Source organism: Alphaproteobacteria bacterium, assembly GCA_018063245.1.
Taxonomy (GTDB): Bacteria; Pseudomonadota; Alphaproteobacteria; order JAGPBS01; family JAGPBS01; genus JAGPBS01.
The window spans coordinates 1-21,017 of sequence record JAGPBS010000024.1; the positions used below are offsets into that span (position 1 = coordinate 1).

The 21,017-nt window shown below is 39.8% G+C and carries 19 protein-coding genes; 14 read left to right on the top strand and 5 right to left on the bottom strand.

Annotation, left to right across the window (positions count from 1 at the left end):
- Positions 1-3: 3 nt before the first annotated feature.
- Both KBF71_04680 and KBF71_04685 read right to left on the bottom strand, forming a co-directional pair.
- Positions 4-618 carry a superoxide dismutase gene (locus KBF71_04680; protein ID MBP9877613.1) on the bottom strand — a complete coding sequence of 205 codons (615 nt, stop codon included), beginning with the start codon at positions 616-618 and terminating at the stop codon, positions 4-6.
- Between the two features lie 86 nt (positions 619-704).
- Positions 705-1,349, bottom strand: a complete 645-nt coding sequence (locus tag KBF71_04685) for a uracil-DNA glycosylase (protein MBP9877614.1) — start codon at positions 1,347-1,349, stop codon at positions 705-707.
- 187 nt (positions 1,350-1,536) lie between these two features.
- Between KBF71_04685 and KBF71_04690 the strand changes: the two genes are divergently transcribed.
- On the top strand, positions 1,537-1,923 hold the full coding sequence (locus KBF71_04690) for a hypothetical protein (GenBank protein ID MBP9877615.1): 387 nt from the start codon (positions 1,537-1,539) through the stop codon (positions 1,921-1,923).
- 81 nt (positions 1,924-2,004) lie between these two features.
- Here the strand turns inward: KBF71_04690 and KBF71_04695 are convergent, their stop codons facing one another.
- The gene (locus KBF71_04695; protein MBP9877616.1) at positions 2,005-4,170 is read right to left on the bottom strand and encodes a hypothetical protein; all 2,166 of its coding nucleotides are present in this window, start codon (positions 4,168-4,170) and stop codon (positions 2,005-2,007) included.
- 154 nt (positions 4,171-4,324) lie between these two features.
- Between KBF71_04695 and KBF71_04700 the strand changes: the two genes are divergently transcribed.
- From KBF71_04700 to KBF71_04725, 6 genes are all read left to right on the top strand, one after another.
- Entirely contained in the window at positions 4,325-4,654 is a 330-nt protein-coding gene (locus KBF71_04700) for a DUF59 domain-containing protein (GenBank protein MBP9877617.1), read from the top strand.
- 14 nt (positions 4,655-4,668) lie between these two features.
- On the top strand, positions 4,669-5,013 hold the full coding sequence (locus KBF71_04705) for an iron-sulfur cluster assembly accessory protein (GenBank protein ID MBP9877618.1): 345 nt from the start codon (positions 4,669-4,671) through the stop codon (positions 5,011-5,013).
- 228 nt (positions 5,014-5,241) lie between these two features.
- A complete protein-coding gene (locus KBF71_04710; GenBank protein MBP9877619.1) occupies positions 5,242-5,949 on the top strand; it encodes a hypothetical protein in 708 nt (235 codons plus the stop codon).
- A gap of 254 nt (positions 5,950-6,203) precedes the next feature.
- Positions 6,204-6,746, top strand: coding sequence for a hypothetical protein (locus tag KBF71_04715; GenBank protein ID MBP9877620.1), 543 nt, complete (start codon positions 6,204-6,206; stop codon positions 6,744-6,746).
- 113 nt (positions 6,747-6,859) lie between these two features.
- Complete coding sequence (locus KBF71_04720; protein MBP9877621.1) at positions 6,860-7,711, top strand: hypothetical protein; 852 nt, start codon at positions 6,860-6,862, stop codon at positions 7,709-7,711.
- A 259-nt stretch (positions 7,712-7,970) separates the two neighbouring features.
- A complete protein-coding gene (locus tag KBF71_04725) occupies positions 7,971-8,573 on the top strand; it encodes a hypothetical protein (protein MBP9877622.1) in 603 nt (200 codons plus the stop codon).
- A 326-nt stretch (positions 8,574-8,899) separates the two neighbouring features.
- Here the strand turns inward: KBF71_04725 and rpsP are convergent, their stop codons facing one another.
- Positions 8,900-9,415, bottom strand: coding sequence for a 30S ribosomal protein S16 (rpsP, locus tag KBF71_04730; protein MBP9877623.1), 516 nt, complete (start codon positions 9,413-9,415; stop codon positions 8,900-8,902).
- Between the two features lie 80 nt (positions 9,416-9,495).
- Positions 9,496-10,851: a signal recognition particle protein gene (gene ffh, locus KBF71_04735; protein MBP9877624.1), complete on the bottom strand. Its 1,356-nt coding sequence runs from the start codon at positions 10,849-10,851 to the stop codon at positions 9,496-9,498.
- Positions 10,852-11,095: 244 nt separating this feature from the next.
- On the opposite strand from ffh, the gene zapE reads away from it, so the two are divergent.
- The 7 genes from zapE to KBF71_04770 all read left to right on the top strand — a co-directional run bounded on the left by zapE (position 11,096) and on the right by KBF71_04770 (position 21,011).
- On the top strand, positions 11,096-12,223 hold the full coding sequence (zapE, locus tag KBF71_04740; protein ID MBP9877625.1) for a cell division protein ZapE: 1,128 nt from the start codon (positions 11,096-11,098) through the stop codon (positions 12,221-12,223).
- Positions 12,220-13,470: a DUF2336 domain-containing protein gene (locus KBF71_04745; protein MBP9877626.1), complete on the top strand. Its 1,251-nt coding sequence runs from the start codon at positions 12,220-12,222 to the stop codon at positions 13,468-13,470. The genes zapE and KBF71_04745 overlap by 4 nt, the downstream gene beginning before the upstream one ends.
- Before the next feature lie 113 nt (positions 13,471-13,583).
- Positions 13,584-14,693 (top strand): Fic family protein, encoded by a 1,110-nt coding sequence (locus KBF71_04750; protein ID MBP9877627.1) that lies wholly within the window; start codon positions 13,584-13,586, stop codon positions 14,691-14,693.
- A gap of 100 nt (positions 14,694-14,793) precedes the next feature.
- The gene (mdh, locus tag KBF71_04755; GenBank protein MBP9877628.1) at positions 14,794-15,765 is read left to right on the top strand and encodes a malate dehydrogenase; all 972 of its coding nucleotides are present in this window, start codon (positions 14,794-14,796) and stop codon (positions 15,763-15,765) included.
- 233 nt (positions 15,766-15,998) lie between these two features.
- Positions 15,999-17,180 carry an ADP-forming succinate--CoA ligase subunit beta gene (gene sucC, locus KBF71_04760; protein MBP9877629.1) on the top strand — a complete coding sequence of 394 codons (1,182 nt, stop codon included), beginning with the start codon at positions 15,999-16,001 and terminating at the stop codon, positions 17,178-17,180.
- Positions 17,181-18,056 (top strand): succinate--CoA ligase subunit alpha, encoded by an 876-nt coding sequence (gene sucD / locus KBF71_04765; GenBank protein ID MBP9877630.1) that lies wholly within the window; start codon positions 17,181-17,183, stop codon positions 18,054-18,056.
- A gap of 57 nt (positions 18,057-18,113) precedes the next feature.
- Entirely contained in the window at positions 18,114-21,011 is a 2,898-nt protein-coding gene (locus tag KBF71_04770; protein MBP9877631.1) for a 2-oxoglutarate dehydrogenase E1 component, read from the top strand.
- Positions 21,012-21,017: the final 6 nt, after the last annotated feature.

Consider the following 21,017-nt stretch of genomic DNA (forward strand, 5'->3'; position numbering starts at 1 on the left):
GCCTTATAGCGCTTGAGTTTGTTCAATATAGCGTGTTGCAACATATTCCCAATTGATAAGATCATTCAAGAAAGCTTTTAAATAATCAGGACGTCTGTTTTGGTAATCAACATAGTAAGAATGTTCCCAAACATCACAACCCAGAAGAACCTTTTTGCCATGAACAATAGGATTTTCTGCATTTGCTGTTTTCATGACAGAGAGTTTGCCTGTTTGATCCATAACGAGCCAAGCCCATCCGCTACCAAACTGTGTCACGCCTGCTTGCGTAAAGTCTTCTTTGAATTTATCAACTGATCCAAAATCTTCAATGATTTTAGTTTCAAGCTCTGAAGGAATAGCACCGCCACCTTTTGGCTTCATGCAGTTCCAGAACAGAATATGATTCCAGTGTTGACCCGCATTATTGAAAATACCTTGTGTTGCGGCATTACCAAATGATTTACGAACGATGTCTTTTAAAGATTGCCCTTCAAACTCTGTCCCTTTGATCAGATTGTTCAAGTTTGTCACATAGGCTTGATGATGCTTATCATGATGAAGGTGTAGTGTTGTCTCTGACATCACAGGATTAAGAGCATCATACGAATAGGGAAGCGGAGAGAGTTCAAAAGTCATTCTATTTTCCTTTTTTAGTTACGAATTTGTATTTTGACTCACTAAGTATAATCGAGTCACCTCCACTTCACAAGTATAGTTTCAGTCTATATAGATTGAGCTCTCATTTTTTCAAACACAGCTTCAAACATTTCTGTTGTTAATTTCCCCGTATTTGTATTGTATCGCGAGCAATGGTAGCTATCATAAAGTCTAAGGCCATTTTCTAAAACATGCGCATTCGCATGGCCAAAGGGATAGTCTTTCTGCTTTAAAGCCAAAGCTTTTAAAACTGAATCATGGGCTATGCGTCCAAGGCATAAGATCGCCAAAAGGCCCTTCTGTTTTAAATCTGTAATTTCATGCGCTAAAAAGGAGTTACAAATCCGAATTTCCTCACCTGTGGGTTTATTTTCAGGCGGCCAACATTTAACGGCATTCGTAATTCTGCACTTTAAAAGCCTCAGCCCATCTTTAGGATCAGCCTGGTAAGTCCCTTCTGCTAATCCAAACTTTAAAAGCGTTCCATATAACAAATCACCTGCATAATCTCCAGTGAAAGGCCGACCTGTTTGATTGGCTCCCATAAGCCCTGGTGCAAGCCCAACAATGAGCAATTGAGGATTATCATCACCAAATGGCATAACAGGTGCATTGTGAAATCCAGGAAATTTATCTCGATTGAGATCGCGATGCTCTTTTAATCTATCACAGAGTGAGCAATTTAATGGAGGATGTAGAGAAGAAGTCATGATCAAAACCTTTTTGTGCGAAACATCACCAAAACCATAACATAGCATTTAAAAACACACAATTTGAAAAAGTTAATATGAATCTTACTTTTATTGTATATAAATAAATAGATGGGGAGGTTAATTCCTCCTTAGTGCGAAATGATGCAATATTTCCATTGCTGGATATAAAAAAATGGAGAAGAAAATGTCAATAATTGGAGATATCAACAAAATAGAGCATGAGTCAGATGTAACGGTTCTGCCTGAAGGAGAATTTGAAGGCAAAAAGGTTATCACACGTAAGCCGAGCAATAAGCGAGTGGATGAAGTGAAATCACAAATTGTTCCATCGATTCCAGATCCTGAAGAAACTTCTGTAATATTTGGCCCTATCAGAAGAACACAATCAGTGCCGGCTTATAAAAAACGTTTAGCGGCAGCTCAACGTATGAATCAATCGCATCTTGATAGTTTGCCATTAACGAAAGAAAAACCACCAATCTTCAAATTTGAGCCGAGTAAATTATCGAGAGAAGAGATTATTCTACCAACTCAAAAGACTCCAGAAAAAGTACAGGACGAAGAGGCTTAAGCTCTTTCGCTTTGCGGGCCTCAAGATGACGGAAAGAAATACTGCGTTCGGCTCAGATAGTGAGCTTGTGTTGGCCTCTCCTCACTCAGAGGGAGCTTTTTTTGCATCTCCTATTTTTTTGATAACATCTTTGAGTTTATTGTCAGGTTGTAGCCTCTTGTTATTTTCATCAACAAGGCGCGTCAGCTCTTCACTTTGCGCTTTCAACTCTTGATTGTTTCGATCAGCTTCAAGCAAAGGAGCAAGTAGTTGTAGCTGCCTTGAAAGAACTTGCTGCTTTAAAGAGAGCGTTGCCATATAAATATCAGGAGCAGCTGGTGTAATTGCTGAAAGAATCTCTAACATTGTTATGACTGTTTCAACATTACGCGTTGCTGCTGTTCTTGCAATAAGTTCACGCAACGATTCATACAAAAACTGTGATACCAACTTATTCTGATTCAAATCATCTATATTTTCTGTGATTTTAAATCCTGGTTTGACAGCTGCTGCTATCACAAGTTGTTTTTTCATCGCAATCACACCAGGAATACGATTATCTAAAAAAGGATCTTTTAAGAAGAGATAGATGGCGCCGTTATAATCTGCAATATTCTCATCAGTAAAGACTGTTGCCTCTGCTTTTAATCGATAGAGAAAGTTCTCGTAATAATGAGTATCAAGAATCCATCCAAATTGGTAGTTAGCTTCATCTGGGATAAACTGCGCATAATTATCTCTAAACACCTTGATATCTGTTCTATATTCAAGCTTCAAATTTACATCAGCATTGGGATTTTGCATGACTAACCTTGCTGCAGATGCATAAGTTTTAAATTGAAGAGCTACATTTTCTGGGGACGTTAACCCCGCCGCTGCCAAAGCTAAATTGTGTTTCATCAAAAAAGTAATGCTTTTTAAATGGCCGAATTGATCTGAGAGATGATTGAGTTTTGCAATTGCTGCATTCACTAGCAGGACTTTTCCGTCTTCATCAAGATTAACGGGAGCTAATAGCAAAGTATGATGTAAAATTGCAGCATTACTGACAAAATCTAGCCATTCAATTCTAAGTCTTTGCTCTTTATCTCCTGACTCATCATTATTGGTATAGGCATGCATATACATTTCTAATGAGCAATTCATAACACGAAGATTCCACTCAAAGGCTTCTTTAAGCATTTGAGCACTTACCTCAACATTATCTTTCATTTTACGTTCCAGAGCTTGCGTATATTCAGCCTGGCATCTCAGATCCCCTAATTGAGCCCCTGCTCTAAAAGCTTCGATTGATGCTTCAGGTTGATATATTGAAATGCCTGGCGCACCATACAAATGACCTATCATCCAATGAAAATAAGCCAGTCCCGGGGTTTTGAAAATTGTCTTTTGGTAACAGTCGCTTAATTGCTTATAAATACCATCTAGTGCAGCAAAATGTTCTTCATTCTGATTAAAAACTGTCTTCAATGAATCTGTTAACTTTAAGCCTTTTAGAAACTCTCTTAAATCTGACACGATACTTTCAGTCATGAGTGTTTGAATCAATTGCTTTTTTTCAGGCGATGTGTCTGTTCTTGCCTCCAGCCATTTTTCTGATTTTGATCGTTTTGGGTCGTTCAGTATGCGGTCATATTCTTGTTTTTGCTCATCCGTGAGCAGATCCAATTCTGATGCTCTGTTAATCATTGTTGTGAATGTCTGAGAAGTTCTCATCGCTGACGCTGCGCGTAATGTTCTTTCTAAGGCTGTAAAATGAATAAGGAGCTTAATTGCATTGTCTGGTAAAATTGAGGCAATTGAAAACATATAAGGTATTTTTTTAGTCAGTTTCTTGATTGCAGCTGTTGAAACAGGGTCTTTTTTCTGAATGAGAGAAAGCATGTAAAGCTTATGGTGATTAAAGGCAGCTCTGTGATGCCATAATGATCTTTCAAGTACAGTTGTTTTCTTTTCAACATGCACAGACCTTTTAAACAGAGATTTCGCATGCTCAAGTGTTGGATCTAGCGTTCCGTTATTCACAACATAAAACATCGCTTCTAAAAGAAGATGACCGGTCGTATGAGAGGATTCTTTTTTAGCTAAATCAATGCGAGGCCAGCCTGAGATTCGAGGAACAAGTGTATTACGGATAAAATCTGGATCAACGTCTATGGTCCATCTAGCTAAAAACTCACCGCCCTTGTTATCTGTTTTAAGGCTCTCTAAACCGTCAAGAATATCCTTATCAGTTGGTGCTATTATTCTCATCTGTATTTGAGCCATTTGATTTATTCCTTTTTCTGATTACGAATTGCTTACATATCATTTATACCTTGCCCTAAAAATAAGTAAAGTGAGAATTTCTCAATTTCCGATTTATCTTTACGAATGAAGACAAAATTGGTATTCTAACAGCATGAACAATATGATGCACAAAATGAAAACAGACATTCTCCCTGAAGAACACCCTCTTGTCCAAGAGGTTATCCATGCCTTACGTCAGGTGTATGATCCTGAAATTCATGTGAATTTATATGATCTTGGGCTTATTTATCATCTAGATGTTTATGATGATGGTGATGTTGAAATTGCCATGACCCTCACAGCACCAGGTTGTCCTGTTGCCGGAGAGATTGTTAAGATGGTTGAAACAGCTGTTCGTTCTGTTGAGGGAACAAAAAATGTTGTTGTTGAGCTTGTTTGGGAACCACCATGGAATAAATCCATGATGACAGAAGAAGCCAAACTTGAACTTGATATGTTTTAAAGGCACATAATTCCATGAATGCACCAGCTAAAAAAATAGTGACTTTGACGCCTGCTGCTCTTGAACGCGCACGCTATTTAATTTCTAAAGCAACAGAACCTGTTTTAGGTCTTCGCATTGGCGTTAAAACAAAAGGTTGTTCTGGCATGAGCTATTTTGTGGAATATGCGAAAGAGCAAAAGCCAATGGAAGATATCATTGAAGAGCAAGATGTGAAGATTTTTATCGATCCCCCTGCCCTTATGTATCTTTTAGGCGTGACCGTTGATTATCTAGAAGACAAAATGGGAAGTCAATTCACCTTCAACAACCCTAATGAAAAAGGGCGTTGTGGATGCGGTGAAAGTTTCCACCTCTGATTCATAATACCTCCCAATATCCCCCTACTCATTAACACCTTGGATTTATTTAAAAGATAAAGTAACACTCATAAGGTTATGTTTTAAATAATTTAATTTATCGAGGTGTTTTTCTATTTCTTCATATATAAGTAATAATTTTGTGATCAAATTTGGTATCAACAGATCTTGTCTCCTTTTTTAGATCTGTAGAAACTTACAAAACAACATCTAACAAAGGATAATACAATGTTAAGAAAAACTCTATTAGCAGCTGCAGCTGTTGTACTCGGTTCACATATTGCATTTGGTGGCGCTCTTGAACAAACAGTTAATAGCTACAAACAAAATGCAAACGAAACAATTCGTGCAGCATCAGCTGGTCAAATTACACAACAAAATGCTGACCAATACATTCAAAGACAAGAACAATTGGTTAAATTAAGCCAAGATGTTATTGCGAATATCCGTGCGCAACAACAACCTGAAGCACAAAAAGTGCTTGATTTGGTTTCAAAAAATATTGATGCAATGAAATCTCAAGATGCAGCTACAATCAAAGCTCAGTGGGAACAAGGCGAAGCTTTCAAAAAAGCTGGTATTGATGCAAATGCAATCAATGCTTCAAGCCCATCAGCTGCTGCTGCTAAAAATTCAGCAATTCAATCAGCTGCAACTTTAGCTTCTTTAAGAGAATTCAAACAATCAGGTAACAAACAAGCTCTTGATTCAGCACGCACACAACTTGAATCAGCTGTTGCACAAATCACAAAAGTAAGTGCATCTGCAGGTTCAGCTGCTGGCGCATCAAACTCAGGTGCATCAAATGCATCAGGTGCAGCTAATTCATCTGCTAACTCAGGTGCAGCATCACAATCAGCTCCTAATGCAGGTGCTGCAAGTGAAGCACAATCTGGCGCTGCAGCACGTTCTTCAGCTCCAAATGCAGCTCACTAATTAGCTACATTTACTGAATAGAATTTGAGGGGGATTATTCCCCCTCTTTTTTTATTGATAAATTTAGGCCATGCATAGCCTAGAAATAAGCCAATTATCATCAAAATTAACCAATTAATAAAATTTTAGGGATAACTCTTTATTTTTTTGAAATCTTGACATGTTTAAATCTATGCAAGCAGATTGAAAAATAAACGAAACAATCTGTAGTGGTCATCTTAAGATGATATTCAATCAACAATAAGGAGAATAGAATGGCGTCAAGTAATCCACAAAGTGCAGCAGCTCTTGAGCAAACAGTCAATAGCTATAGACAAAATGCAAATGAAACAATCCGTGCAGCTTCAGCTGGACAAATCACACAGCAAAATGCTGATCAATATATTCAAAGACAAGAACAACTCGTACAATTGAGTCAGCAAATTATTGCAGGGATTAGACCTCAACAAAAAGCTGATGCGCAAAAAGCCCTTGATTTGGTTGCAAGTAATTTAAATCAAATTACAAGACAGAATCCTGAAACAATCAGAGCGCAATGGCAACAAGGGGCAGCATATAGAGAAGCTGGGATTGATGCAAATGCTGTAAACAACTCCTCTCCTGAAGCAGCAGCTGCAAGAGATTCAGCAATCCAATCTGCAACATCACTTGCTTGCCTCAGAGAATTCAAGCAAACTGGTAACAAAGCATCTCTTGATACAGCTCGTACACAATTAGAGCAAGCTGTCGCTCAAATTGCACGCGTTGCCGGAGCAAGCGGTTCTTCTAGAGCTCAAGCTTCAGCTGGTGCACGCTAATTGAATATAAGGCCTGAGTAACTGAGAGAGGTGGCAATCGGTCACCTCTCTCTGTTTTTATAAAGTCTCAATTTCTGAATGATACAATAAGTCATTTGAAAAGGAGAAAAGCCATGTCTGCAATTAGTCCCGTTCAATCCAGCCCAATCAGCCCTGCAACCTTTCATCGAATCAAAGGCCTTTACGAATCAATTAAAACAATCGATGCCGTTCCGCTTAACTCATGTCGTACTGTTCCCTTAAATTTACCACCTGTCAAATTAAGTGACCCAGGATACCAATCAATTCAATGCTATATGAAAGGATATTCTGAAGATAAAAGCAAAACATCTCCCATATTATATAAAACGACTTCTCTTTCGAGCTTTATTGATTTCCTTTTTGCTTTGCACTCAATGAAAGAAAATGAAGTTTCTCATGTCATCGCACTAGATTTAAGCCTATTTAACTATGTTTCCCCTCTAGATAGTTTTGAAAACTTCTACAGTTTGCTTCAAAAAAAATGCCCACATCTCAGAGAATTGATTTGGGCAAATCATCTACCGATTGATGATCAATTTTTTGAATTTCTGAAAGGTTTCTCTAAGTTAACACGCCTTAATCTAGCTGGCTGCAGTGATAAAATTAAGGACGAGCATTTAAAGCGCCTAGCATTATCGCACCCCAACATGGCAGAGTTAAATTTAACGGGATGTGATCAAGTCACAGACAAAGGGATTCAATGTCTGCCTCTGTTTCATCGTCTTGAAAAACTGAATCTGTCATACTTAGATAAGGTGACCGATAAAAGTTTGATGCCGATGATCTTATTAAAACGTGTGAGGTATATAGATCTTTTTAATACAAGCGTTACAAGCGATTGTGTTCGCCAGTTGAAAATGGAAGGGAAAAGCAAAGATCTCAAAGTGCAATTTGAAGATGAGATTATTCTGACAGATTATTCTGCCGATGTCTTTGGGATATAAGACCTAATAATTGCTCCATTCCTGTGAAAATTACGGATTTATTGCACAGAAAATCATGATGGACAGCCTTAATTTTTTCATATAAATTGTAAGATTTTCTTACGTTTTTATAATGATTTGAAACATAAACCAATGTAAATAATTGATTTTATTTGTTTTCAGGATGGTGTGCTTTATGCAAGCTTGTAGGTTGAGGCTTTAAGTGATATTGCTCTTTCCAATTCCCTTGGAAATAAAGAAATGCCTTAAAGGGGGTAACATGTTATTTTTACACACAATCAGCAAATACTCTATTAAAAAGGTGGTTTTAGGCATTCTAGTGTTCCTCTTTGTCTTAGGTATCACCCCCATAGCGAATGCATCCTTATCTGTCTATTATACAAGTGCAGATGGTAAACAATGGGCAAACCCTTTTTCACTAGATTTATTAAATAAAACATTTAACGATCAACAATCATTCATGACCGGTGGGTTTCAGTTCGCTCTGCTTGAAGAAGTTGAAGCATCTGCTGCCTCTGATGGGTATGCAACTAGTAGTGCCGGAATTACAGCTTGGTTGACTGATCGTTTCTTTGGGGGAATCAACCCTAGCTCAAATGGAGGGCCTTGTGGAGCTTTATCCTCATGTGACATTAGGCTAGCTGACGTAAGATCGGGTGCTAGACACTTTGGGTTAGTATCAGGAGCCTCAGTTTATAATATCAGCAATTTCAATGATAGTTATACGGGCACTAATTCGATTTACTTAGGGGCCTTAGCATATGGTATGAACATCCCCGAGCCTGGTGTTTTAGGTCTTTTTGGCTTTAACGCCTTGGTGTTCGGCTACATGGCTTATCAGCGCAACAGAACTTTGAATTGATGGCTCAGTATCATTTCTATCACCGAGAGTACATCGTGAATCTGAATACATTTCATGGGCTAATATGCTGAAACTTGTTCCAACATCTACAGATTCAAACAACGTCCTCATTGCGAACGAGTGAAACGAGTGTGGCAATCTCATTATTATTAAGAAAGAAGATTGCCACGTCAACCTCTGGTTGACTCGCAATGACATTTTTTGCTTGCCTTACCGCCGATGTCCATATATGACACACTGGTTGTTGTTTTTCCTGGATCCCCACCTTCGCGGGGATGACAAGGAGAGTTAAAGCGAACAGTATTGGAAATAAATTCAACAGTGCCTTAAGCAGTTGCTTCTTCAGCAGGTGCTTCTGCTTCTGCAGCAACTTCTTCAACTGGAGCTTCTTCAGCCGGCGCTTCTGGAGCCGCTTCTTCAACAACAGCCTCTTCTACGGGAGCAGGAGCTTCTTTTGCGGCTTTTTCTGCTTCTTTAGCTGCGATAGCTGCTGCTTCTTGTTCTTTACGAGCTTCTTCAATTTCTCTTAAACGCTCTTGAGCTTTTGCTTTTGGTTGAGATTTTTTAGGGCTATTACGCACTTCAGGCATTGAAATCACGCCTGCTTTTCCTAAGAAAACTGCAACGCGATCTGTTGCTTGCGCGCCGGTGCTAATCCAATGTTTTGCACGCTCGATGTCTACAACAACACGTTGTTCTGATTCTTTTGCGAGCATTGGATTGTAAGATCCAATTTTCTCAACAAAACGACCATCACGTGGGCTGCGCGCATCTGCAACAACAATGTGGTAAAATGGACGCTTTTTTGAACCCGCCCTTGCTAATCTAATCTTTAAAGCCATTTTATACTCCTTTTCTATCTGTACTGACTTTTACCAAAACCCAAACTATTCTATCTCAATCAAAGAATTGACTGATAATGTCATCTGGGCTTTGGCATTAACCCCTGTAAACCCTGACGCATCAGTCCGCTCTTGCCGAGTTTTTGGACCTTTTTCATCATGGTTTGCATTTGTAAAAACTGTTTAATCAATTTGTTCACGTCTTGCACATCGACACCAGCGCCATCTGCAATGCGTTTCCGCCTTGATCCGTTAAGTAACTTCACATATCGCCTTTCTTTCTTCGTCATTGAAGAAATAATTGCGATCTGCCTCTTGACGATATTATCATCAAGATTTGCGTCACCTATTTTATCCTTGAGTTTTCCCATCCCAGGCAACATGCCCATGATTGAAGAAAGGCTCCCCATCTTTGTCACTTGACGAAGCTGAGTTGCCATGTCATTCAGGTCAAATTGACCTTTCATGACTTTGGCCTCAAGTTTTGCTGATTCTTCCTGATCGAAAGCCTCAGCCGCTTTTTCGACAAGAGTGACAATATCACCCATGCCTAAAATACGATCAGCAATACGACGAGGATAAAAACCCTCAATCGCACCGATTTTTTCACCAACACCTAAAAAGCGAATTGGCTTTTTGGTGACTGCATGCATTGAAAGAGCTGCACCACCGCGTGCATCACCGTCAATCCTGGTTAAACAAATTCCTGTAATGCTCACAGCTTCATCAAAGGCCTTAGCAACATTCACAGCATCTTGACCTGTCATGGCATCTGCAACCAATAGAACTTCTGATGGTTTAATTTGTGCTGAAATGGACTTAACTTCATCCATAAGCTCTTGATTGATAACTGTACGACCAGCCGTATCAAGAAACAGAACATCAAATCCTTCTTTCTTGGCTTGAGTGAGAGCTCTTTTAGCAATCTCTAAAGGTTTTTGATCAGCAATAATTTCAACTGAAGAGACATCAGCAAGTTTTGCTAAAACGGCAAGCTGTTCTTGAGCGGCCGGCCTGTAAGTATCAAGCGAGGCAAGTAAAACCTTTTTACGTTGTTTTTCAGCAAGGAGCTTTGCAATCTTACCTGTCATGGTTGTTTTACCAGACCCTTGCAAACCAACCATCATCACAACGATTGGGGATGATCCAGTGAGCTGAAAGTCAGCTGATTCTTCACCTAAAACAGAAACAAGCTCATCATGAACAACTTTAATAACCTGTTGACCTGGGGTAACAGATTCTAAAACCTCTTGACCAATTGCTTTTTCTTTGACAGACGCAATAAAATCTTTAACAACAGGTAATGCAACGTCAGCCTCTAAAAGAGCAATTCTGACTTCTCGTAAAGCTTCAACAACGATCTCTTCAGTGAGAAGACCCCGTTTTTTCAACTTATCAAATATGTCACTCAGCTTTTGGCTTAGTCCTGTAAACATGCTGCCCTTACATTTGTCGTTATAAGCATTAATACGCCGGTGTGCGAAACTCGCAGACCGACGCATTTGTATTTCAAGCTCTCAAATTAACGAAAAGTAAGAATAATGTCAAGTATAATAATGCGGTGATTGCACACAAGGCAATCAATAACAATAAATCACATTGATGATGGCCTAGAGCTCATGATAAACTTATGCCGAATAACGGAAATAACATTGCTTAGCTTAACGCAACAGAGACACTATGATAGCTTCATCCATAAATATTTTAGCTCTTTACAGAGATAGCATTGTACAAAACAAACTTGAAGAAGATGAGGCTCAAAAATTAGCTCTTGAAAAGCTGCAAAGCCTCCTGCGCGCCCTCTCAGGCTATAATCATCTTACGATCAATAAAGACTGGCGTCATCGTTTTGGCCTTAAAAAAAGGGCAGAAAATCACCCCATGGGTCTTTATATTTACGGCGGCGTAGGACGTGGCAAAACAATGCTCATGGATCTGTTTTATGAAAATGTCCCTCTTCCCAAAAAGACCCGCCTTCATTTTCATGCCTTTATGCAAGACATGCATATGCGGATTCAAAAAAAACGTGAGGAGCTCAAAGATAAAAACATTGTTTTAGAAGAGGTTGCGTCTGACTTTTCAAGTGAATACTCACTACTTTGCCTTGATGAATTTATTGTAACAGACATTGTTGATGCTATGATCTTAAGCAAGCTCTTCACTTGTTTATTTGAAAAAGGGCTTGTTCTTGTTGCCACCTCAAATACACCGCCTAAAGACCTATATAAGGACGGTATGCAGCGTGAAAGTTTCCTGCCCTTTATTGATCTTTTGCTCCGAAAAATAGAACCCTATCACCTTGATAGCCCTATAGATTATCGACGATTAGATTTAGAGAAAGATAGGCTTTTCCTTGTACCCAATAGCCCCCAAAATAATGATCGTCTTCTGCATCATCTCTCTGCAGGTAAAAAACCAGAACAACGTGCTTTAACAGTTCGTGGGCGCAATCTAACAATTGCACAAAGCTATGGAAATGCTGCTCTTTTTGAAGCATCAGACATTCTGTCAGAGATATATGGATCTCTTGATTTAATAGAACTCACAAAACACTATTCAGAGATTGGCATTTTAAATCTGACACCTTTTGTCAGAGAAGAGCGTAATAGAGTGAAAAGATTTATGACGCTTATAGATATTTTTTACGATCGTCATGTTATTCTTAGGCTATCATTATCAACCAACATTGAAAAGCTATATCCCGAAGGCCATCATCGTGCTGAATTTGAAAGAACCCTATCCAGGCTTCATGAAATGGAAGATAAGGATTATATTCACAAGGCAAATGAATCGAAGCAAGCTCTATGACTCAAGAAAAGAAAGACACCTCACTCTACAAAACACAAGCCCAGAGTTCCATCAGTTCTGAGCGTCAGAAACTTGCGCGTAACGAAAATGCTCCAAAAGAACTGCTTTACTTTCTAGCCTCTGATACGGACCCAGACGTAAGGGTTCTCATTGCGGATAATATCTCCACGCCCAGACAAGCTGATCAAATTTTGGCAAATGATACGGATGAGCGTGTAAGAATTACCCTAAGTCACAAAATTGCACGCATATTGCCAGACTTATCAAGGCAAAATAATAAACAATTGACGACTCTTACCCATCAAATCTTAGAGGCTTTGGTAAATGACCATGCGCTCTCAGTCCGTAAAGCCCTGTCAGAAAGCCTTAAAGATGTTGATTGCACACCACCAAAGCTTTCTTTCCAGCTTGCGATTGATGCTCAAGAAATGGTTGCATCGCCGATTGTACGCTATAGCAAGGCTCTCAGCGATAGTGATCTCCTTACTCTCATTAAACAATATCCAGAAACATGGCGTATCGCTTGTCTTGCGAGAAGAGAAAATCTTTCATCAGTTGTTACTGAAGGTCTTGCAGAATATGCAGATGATCATTCAGTTGGCATATTGCTCGATAATGAAAGCGGTATTATTTTAACAGATACAGGACTTGAAATTATCGCTGAAAGATCTGAAACAGTGACACCTCTTCAAAAGCCCCTCGCTTATAGGCCAGAATTGCCTGCAAACTTAGCCCTCAGAATGGCAAACTTTGTTGAAGAATCTATTCTTTCTATTTTAACAGGCAGGAAAGATTTTGATCGACATACTCTTTCAAAAATTTCAGAAGTCGCGCAGCGCCGTATTGCCTTTCGAGAAGAATATGAGAAAAATGCTAATCCTATAGATTATGCAGCCAAGCTATTTGCTGCAGGGCAAATTAATGAAGACATAATGAGTGATGCCCTCTCCTTTGGGCAGGTTCAGTTTTGTATTGAATCCATTGCAAGGCTTGGGAAATTAAATCCGCTTTTGGTTAAGAAAATCATCGATTCAGCTTCTGCAAGAAGCATTGTATCGCTCGCTTGGTATGCAAATCTGTCAATGCGTTTTGCTCTTTTGCTTCAAAAAAAGGCTGGAAAAGTCATTAGATCGCAGATCATTAATGCAAGACAAGGCCTCTATTATCCTTTAACTGAAGCTGAAATGATTTGGCAATTAGAGTTCTTTGGCATTGAGGCAAAACCACCCCAAGCCTCTGCTCAATAAAAGCCAATAACCTCCTTTATTTGCGACTTAATATCCGCATATTTTGCGGAGAATATTTCTTGACATTGCGGAGAATAAAGGTGATAATCTCATTAAATATTGCGGAGATTAATATGTATATATATGAACAAGCGGATTGGCCAAATTTCTATTGGGATGAAGTTTTGGTCTTAAACAATCTGCTAAAAATAAAGCATGAACAAGGTATCCTCTATGGAAAAATGAGTGCTCTTGGTTTTGATTTACAAAAGGAAGCAAGCTATCTCACCCTATCAGAAGACATTATTAAAACGAGCGAAATTGAAGGCGAAATTCTCAATAAAGAAGAGGTCAGGTCTTCCGTTGCGAATCGGTTAGGGTTTTCAATTCTGAATCCAACAGTGCCAAGCAGACATGTTGATGGGATTGTTGAGCTTATTATCGACGCAACATCCAATTACAATGCCCCTTTAACACAAGAGCGTCTCTTTTCTTGGCATGCTTCATTGTTTCCGACAGGATATAGTGGCATTCACAAAATATCTGTTGCCTCTTATAGAAATGATAAAGCTGGAAAAATGCAAGTTGTATCCGGATTTGGAAAAGAAAAAGTTCACTTTACAGCCCCAGATGCTTCCAAAATTCCTAACGAAATGAAAGCATTCCTTAATTGGATCGAAAAATCAGAGCTTGATCTTATTTTAAAGGCAGGTATTGCTCATTTGTGGTTTGTAACAATTCATCCTTTTGATGATGGAAATGGCAGAATTACAAGAGCCATAACGGATATGCTCTTATCTAAATCAGAAAAATCAAAACTGAAATTCTACAGCATGTCTGCGGAAATTATGAAAGATAGAAAAAATTATTATGCGATTCTTGAAAAAGCGCAAAAATCAAATCTAGATATAACCGAATGGCTCCTTTGGTTCTTAAATTGTCTTCTAAAATCTTTTCAGAACATCCAATCAATTTCAGAAAATGTACTCTTGAAGGCAAAATTTTGGAATCAATTTCAACACGACTCATTCAATCAAAGGCAGCAAAAGGTTATTCATAAATTGCTTGATGGATTCGAAGGTAGCCTCACAAGTTCAAAATGGGCGAAAATAACCAAATGTTCTCAAGATACGGCTTACAGAGATATTATTGATCTCGTAGACCGAAAAATTCTGATAAAAGATGAAGCCGGAGGAAGAAGTACAAATTATTTATTTCTCAAATTGACTGACTTTTCAGTATAAAAATATATTCATCATCATATATTAATTTTCTTTTCATATAATGCGCAAAGACGTATGATAGGAAACTGAATAAAAAGATCATAATAACAAGGAGAAAAAAATGACACGACAAAAAATTGCTCTTATTGGCGCAGGGAACATCGGTGGAACTCTTGCTCATCTTATTGGCCTCAAAGAATTAGGAGATGTTGCACTCGTTGATATTAGTGATGGTTTGCCACAAGGGAAAGCTCTTGATCTTGCTGAATCAGCTCCTGTTGAAGGATTTAACGCAAAAATCTCTGGAAGCAATCAATATGAAGCCATTAAAGGCGCTGATGTTTGTGTTGTAACAGCAGGTGTTGCTAGAAAGCCAGGCATGAGCCGTGATGATCTGATTGATATCAATACCGCCGTTATCACAACTGTCGGTGAAAACATTAAAAAATATGCTCCAAATGCTTTCGTGATCGTGATTACAAACCCTCTTGATGTTATGGTCTGGGTGATGCAACAAGTCACTGGGTTTAAAGCAACAAAAGTTGTTGGAATGGCTGGTGTTCTTGATAGTGCACGCTTCCGTTATTTCCTGTCTGAAGAATTTGGCGTATCTGTTGAAGATGTGAGCGCATTCGTTCTTGGCGGTCATGGTGATTCAATGGTACCTCTCCCACGCTATTCAACAGTTGCTGGCATCCCTCTTCCTGATTTGGTCAAAATGGGATGGACAACTCAAGAAAGACTCGATGCAATCATTCAAAGAACACGCGATGGCGGGGCTGAAATCGTTGGCCTGCTTAAAACAGGCTCAGCTTATTATGCACCTGCATCAGCTGCCATTCAAATGGCTGAAGCTTATTTAAAAGATCAAAAACGGATCCTTCCTTGTGCTGCCTATCTGAATGGCGAATATGGCGTTAAAAACACATATGTTGGCGTTCCTGTTTTGCTCGGCGCGGGTGGTGTTGAAAAAATCATTGAAATTGATCTCAATGCTCAAGAGCGCGCTTTATTTGAAACATCAGTCAAACAAGTACAGGAACTTGTTGAAGTTGTAAAAAATACTCAAAATAAACAACGCGGTGCAGCATAAAACAAAAAGCCCTTCATTTTTTTGTGATGAAGGGCTTTACAAATGAAAAAAAATTAGGCATTTTGGTATGGATTCGTACGAATAATTGCGAGCAATATCAAATAAAATCAAGAAAAATGAGAAGGTTCAAGTGATCACAACAATCAAATCATAGATAAGTGACTCACACACATATATTTTTTCTTGAAATGCATTGATTCTAAAGACAAATAATAATTTAAAAGGAAGCCCCTATGAATATTCATGAACATCAGGCCAAGACACTTCTCCGGAAATACGGTGTTGCAGTCCCTAGAGGCGGCGTCGCCTATAATGTAGAAGAAGCAAAAGCTGTTGCAGCTGAACTTGGTGGTCCAGTATGGGTTGTTAAGGCTCAAATTCACGCAGGTGGTCGTGGTAAAGCGGGCGGTGTTAAAGTTGTGAAATCCATGGAAGATGTTGGCGTTGCAACAAAAGCACTGTTGGGAGCAACGCTTATTACCCATCAAACAGGTCCTGAAGGAAAAGAAGTCAAGCGCATCTATATCGAAGAAGGATGTAATATCAAAAAAGAATACTATCTTGGTATGCTCATTGATCGCGCAACATCACGCGTAACAGTGATGGCTTCAACTGAAGGCGGTGTTGAAATTGAAGAAGTGGCTGCAAAAACACCTGAGAAAATTTTAAAAGTTGCGATCGATCCTGTAACAGGCATGCAAGCGTTCCATGCACGTAAACTTGCTTTTGGATTAGGCTTAAGCGGCAAACAAGTCAGCAGCGCTGTTAAATTCATGATGGCAATGTATGAAGCCTTTATTGATCTTGATGCATCGATTGTTGAAATCAATCCATTGGTAGTGACGGCAGAAGAAGAAGTGCTTGCCCTTGATGCTAAAATGAATTTTGATGACAATGCTCTCTATCGCCACAAAGACATTGGTGAGCTTCGTGATGAAAGCGAAGAAGATCCAAAAGAGCTCGAGGCAATTCGTCATGAACTTAACTATGTTCGCCTTGATGGTAATATTGGCTGTATGGTGAATGGCGCTGGTCTTGCGATGGCAACAATGGATATCATTAAACTCTATGGCGCAGAGCCTGCAAACTTCCTTGACGTTGGCGGCGGCGCAACAAAAGAGCGCGTGACAACAGCCTTCAAATTGATTTTGTCTGATCCAAATGTTGAAGGGATTCTTGTGAATATTTTCGGCGGCATTATGCGTTGCGACATTATTGCTGAAGGGATTATTGCGGCTGCAAAAGAAGTGAGTTTGAATGTTCCACTCGTTGTTCGCCTTGAAGGAACAAACGTTGATCTCGGAAAAGACATTCTTGCCAAATCTGGCCTTGCGATTACATCAGCAGATGATCTCGCAGATGCGGCTCAAAAAATTGTGAATCAAGTTCAAAAAGTTAAAAAAGAGGTTGCGTAAATGGCAGTATTAGTCAATAAAAAAACGAGAGTGATCGTTCAAGGTTTTACAGGTGCGCAAGGAACTTTCCATGCAGAACAAGGGATTGCTTATGGCACAGATTATGTTGGCGGCGTAACTCCTGGTAAGGGTGGCACAAAACATTTGGATTTGCCTGTTTTTAATACAGTTGAAGAAGCCGCATCGAAAACAAAAGCAAATGCTTCTGTGATTTATGTTCCACCTGCTTTTGCAGCTGATGCAATTTTAGAGGCAATTGATGCTGAACTTGAGCTGATCGTTTGCATCACAGAAGGCATTCCTGTTTTAGATATGGTGCGTGTGAAACGCGCGCTTCAAGGATCACAAAGTCGTTTGATTGGTCCAAACTGCCCTGGCATTATCACACCTGGCGAATGCAAAATTGGTATTATGCCTGGCCATATTCATAAGCGTGGAAAGATTGGTATCGTCTCACGTTCAGGGACTCTCACATACGAAGCTGTTGCTCAAACAACGAGAGCAGGCCTTGGTCAATCAACCTGTATTGGTATTGGTGGTGATCCAGTCAATGGAACCAACTTTATTGATTGTTTAGACCTCTTTTTGGGCGATGCTGAAACAGAAGCTATCATCATGATTGGTGAAATTGGCGGAACAGCTGAAGAAGAAGCAGCAGATTTTCTCAAACAATCTAAAATCAAAAAACCAGTTGTTGGCTTTATTGCTGGCGTAACTGCTCCTCCTGGACGCCGTATGGGCCATGCAGGCGCGATTATCTCTGGCGGTAAAGGATCAGCTGAAGACAAAATTGAAGCAATGCAATCTGCAGGCATGATGATTTCAAAATCACCAGCCGCTATGGGGCAAACAATGGTTGAACTTTTGAAAAGATAAAATAGGAACTAAAAGTAGATTGCCCTTTGGGGCGCATTAAAGAGGTGAATAATAAGAATGGCAAGGCTTAATTACGACACGTTTCTTTCAGGTAACAATGCAACTTTTATTGCAGAACTCTATTCTCAATATCTCGAGAATCCATCGTCGGTTGATCCGACCTGGAAAAGCTTTTTCGCAGATCTCGGCGATAGTGAAACAGATATTCTGCAAGATCTCATGGGGGCAAGTTGGGGAAAGAAATCTAATCAAATTATTGGCGTATTTGAGCCTCAGCCGGCCTCAGCAAAAGGTAAGGCAGCCCCTGCTCTCTCTGGTGCAACATCAGCAATATCAAGGCAAGATACAATTAACTCTCTTCGCGCTTTAATGTTGATCCGTGTTTATCGTGTTCGTGGACATCTTTATGCCAAATTAGACCCATTACAATTGAGCAAGCAGGCCTATCATCCTGAACTTGATCCTAAAAATTACGGATTTACGGATGAAAATATGGATCAGCCAATCTATATCGATGGTGTATTAGGGCTTGAACAAGCAAGCATGCGTGAGATTTTGGCAAGGCTCCATGAAATTTACTGCAGCAACATTGGCGTTGAATATATGCATATTCAAGATCCTGACCAAAAGGCTTGGATTCAAGAGAAAATTGAGTCCTCACGCAATCATCCAAACTACTCGATTGATGAAAAGAAAGAAATTCTCTCACATTTGACAAAGGCAGAATCCTTTGAAAAATTCCTTCAGGTTAAATATGTTGGTACAAAACGCTTCGGTCTTGAAGGTGGTGAAAGTGCAATTCCTTCAATTGAGCTCGTCTTGAAACGGTCTGTGGAATTAGGCCTAGAAGAGGCAGTCTTTGGAATGGCACACCGTGGTCGTTTAAATGTTCTAACAAACATTATGCAAAAACCATTTTCGGCGATTTTCTCTGAATTCCAAGGCACGCCAGCTAACCCTGAAGATGTCCAAGGCTCAGGCGATGTGAAATACCATTTGGGAACCTCAAGTGATCGTATGATCGCGGGTAAACAAATCCACTTATCTTTGACAGCCAATCCGTCTCATCTTGAAGCTGTGAATCCTGTTTCAACAGGTAAGGCGCGCGCGAAACAAGATCAACGCAAAGATCATGATCGCTCACGTGTTCTCTGTATCCTTCTGCACGGTGATGCTGCTTTTGCAGGACAAGGCATAGTGGCTGAAACATTGATGATGTCGAATTTGGATGGCTATCGTATTGGCGGAACAATTCACATTATCACCAATAACCAAATTGGTTTCACGACCATGCCTCTTTTCTCACGCTCAGGGCAATATGCAACTGAAGTTGCTAAAATGATTCAAGCCCCTATTCTGCATGTGAATGGCGATAATCCTGAAGCTGTTGCTCATGTGAGTCAGATTGCAGCTGAATTCCGTCACAAATTTGGTCAAGATATTGTCATTGATATCGTCTGCTACAGAAGACATGGCCACAATGAGGGTGATGAGCCAGGCTTTACGCAACCATTGATGTACGATGCAATCAAAAATCACACAACAACACGTACGCTTTATGCCAATGCTCTGATTCAAGAAAAAGCAATTACACCTGCTGAATCTGAACAAATGCAGCAAGATTTTTTGAACCATCTGGAAAATGAATTCAAAAAGGCTGCAACTTACAAGCCACAAAAAGCCGACTGGCTTGAAGGAAAATGGGCTGGCCTTACAAATGGATCAGCAACAGGCAATGGCTCTAATAAAAAGGAAATAGCAGCCAAAAATGAAACCACTGGCATTGCAGAAAAAACATTAAAAGAAGTTGGTGCTGTTCTCTCTGCTATTCCAACAGATGTGAACTTGCACTCTAAGATTGTGCGTCAATTACAAGCCAAAGCTGATATGTTCAAGTCTGGCGAAGAATTTGACTGGGCAACAGCTGAAGCTCTCGCTTTTGGAACCCTTGTGAATGAAGGACACCATGTGCGTTTGTCTGGACAAGATTGCGGACGTGGCACCTTCTCTCAAAGACATGCGATTATGTATGATCAAACAACTGAGGCGCGTTACATTCCTCTTTCTCATATCTCAAAGAATCAAGCCGTGTTTGAGGTTCACGACTCACCTCTATCTGAATATGGCGTATTGGGCTTTGAACATGGATATTCTCTTGCAGAACCAAACTCTTTGGTTCTGTGGGAAGCGCAGTTCGGTGACTTCGTCAATGGCGCTCAGATCATGATTGATCAATTCATTTCATCTTCTGAATCAAAATGGCTGAGACTCTCTGGCCTCACCATGCTTTTACCGCATGGTTATGAAGGCAATGGGCCAGAGCATTCCTCTGCCCGTCCTGAACGCTTCTTACAGCTTTGCGCTGAAGAGAATATGCAAATTGCAAATATTACAACACCTGCAAACTACTTCCATGCTTTACGTCGCCAAGTGAAACGGAACTACAGAAAACCACTCGTGATTATGACACCGAAATCACTCTTGCGTCATAAGCTTTGCGTCTCCACTTTAAAAGAGATGGCGCAAGGAACAAGCTTTATGCCGATGATTCCAGAGATTGATTCATTGATCGCTCATGACAAAATCAAGCGCGTCGTCATTACATCAGGTAAAGTTTACTACGATCTGTTAGCGGCAAGACGTGAGGAAAAAATCAACAATGTCGCTATTTTGAGAATTGAGGAATATTACCCATTCCCAACGGCTCTTTTAAAAGCAGAGCTCAAGAAATATCCAAATGCAGAAATTATTTGGTGCCAAGAAGAGCCTAAAAATATGGGTGCATGGTTTTTTGTACGCGATTATATCGAAGAAATATTCGCAGATCTCTCTATCAAGCAGAATCGTTTGATTTATGTTGGCAGAGCAGCCGCGGCATCGCCTGCAACAGGAAGTCAGAAAAAACATATCGTTGAGCAAGCCCAGCTTGTGAAAGATGCGTTGCATCAAAAATAAAAGCAA